Source organism: Dietzia sp. DQ12-76 (assembly GCF_014145045.1).
Classification (GTDB): Bacteria; Actinomycetota; Actinomycetes; order Mycobacteriales; family Mycobacteriaceae; genus Dietzia.
On record NZ_JAALDV010000375.1, the window covers coordinates 1 to 1,226 of the forward strand.

Sequence of the window (1,226 nt, forward strand, 5' to 3'; positions counted from 1 at the left end):
CCCGGGGCCGCCGGGGTCCCGGGGCCTCGTCAGACGGTGGTGACGAGTCCCGCCAACCTCTCGGCCACCCTGCGGGCGCAGTGCGCGTCCTCCGCTTCCACCATGACGCGGACCAGTTGCTCGGTGCCCGACGGGCGCAGCAGTACCCTGCCCGTCGCCCCCAGTCGTGCCTCTTCCTCGGCCACAGCGTCACCCACCAGCGCGGACGACACGACAGCGGCCTTGTTCTCCACCGGCACGTTGATCAGGATCTGCGGGAGCACGGTCATCACTCCGGCGAGCTGGGCCAGGGAGCTACCGGTCTCCGCCATACGGGCCATGATGCGAAGGCCGGTGAGAACCCCGTCGCCGGTGGTCGCGTGGGCGGGGAGGACGAGGTGACCGGACTGCTCGCCGCCCAGGCTGTACCCACCCTCACGAAGGCGTTCCAGAACGTAGCGGTCCCCCACCTTGGTCTCGGTGACGTGGATCCCTGCGGCCTGCATCGCCACCTTGAGGCCGAGGTTGCTCATGACCGTCGCCACGAGGGTGTTCTCCACGAGTTCTCCGGCGTCCCGCATCGCCAGCGCGAGGATCGCCATGATCCGGTCACCGTCGACGACCTCACCGGAGGCGTCCACGGCCAGGCAACGATCCGCGTCGCCGTCGTGCGCGAGGCCGAGATCCGCGCCGTGCTCGAGGACGGCCGCGCGCACGTCGTCCAGGTGTGTGGAGCCGCACCCGTCGTTGATGTTGTACCCGTCGGGGCTGGAGTGGAGCTCGATCACGGTCGCCCCCGCATCACGGTAGGCGCGCGGCGCCGCCACACTCGCCGCCCCGTTGGCGCAGTCGACCACCACCCGGAGGCCGTCCAGCCGTCCCGGCGTCGCGTCGAGCAGGTGCCGGACGTATCCGTCCAGGGCGTCCTCCGACGGCGCACGTGAGATCCGGCCGACCTCCGCCCCGGTGGGTCCGGTGATCCTCCCCTCGGCGAGCGCATCCTCGATGCGGTCCTCCAGGTGGTCACCTAGCTTGTGCCCGCCGGCGGCGAAGAATTTGATGCCGTTGTCGGGCATCGCGTTGTGCGAGGCCGAGATGACCGCCCCGAGCGCCGCACCGTGCCAGGCCGTCAGATGGGCGACGGCCGGGGTCGGGAGTTCCCCGACGCACAGCACGTCCACCCCCTGGCTGGCCAGACCCGCGGCGAGCGCCGCCTCCAGCATCTCCCCCGACGCCCGGGGGTCGCG

1 protein-coding gene is annotated in these 1,226 nt (G+C 71.6%); it reads right to left on the bottom strand.

Annotated elements, in window-relative coordinates; translation table 11 throughout:
* Nucleotides 1-29: 29 nt before the first annotated feature.
* Nucleotides 30-1,226: phosphoglucosamine mutase (gene glmM, locus G6019_RS12690; RefSeq protein ID WP_182627731.1), on the bottom strand; the 1,197-nt coding region annotated here is incomplete at its 5' end.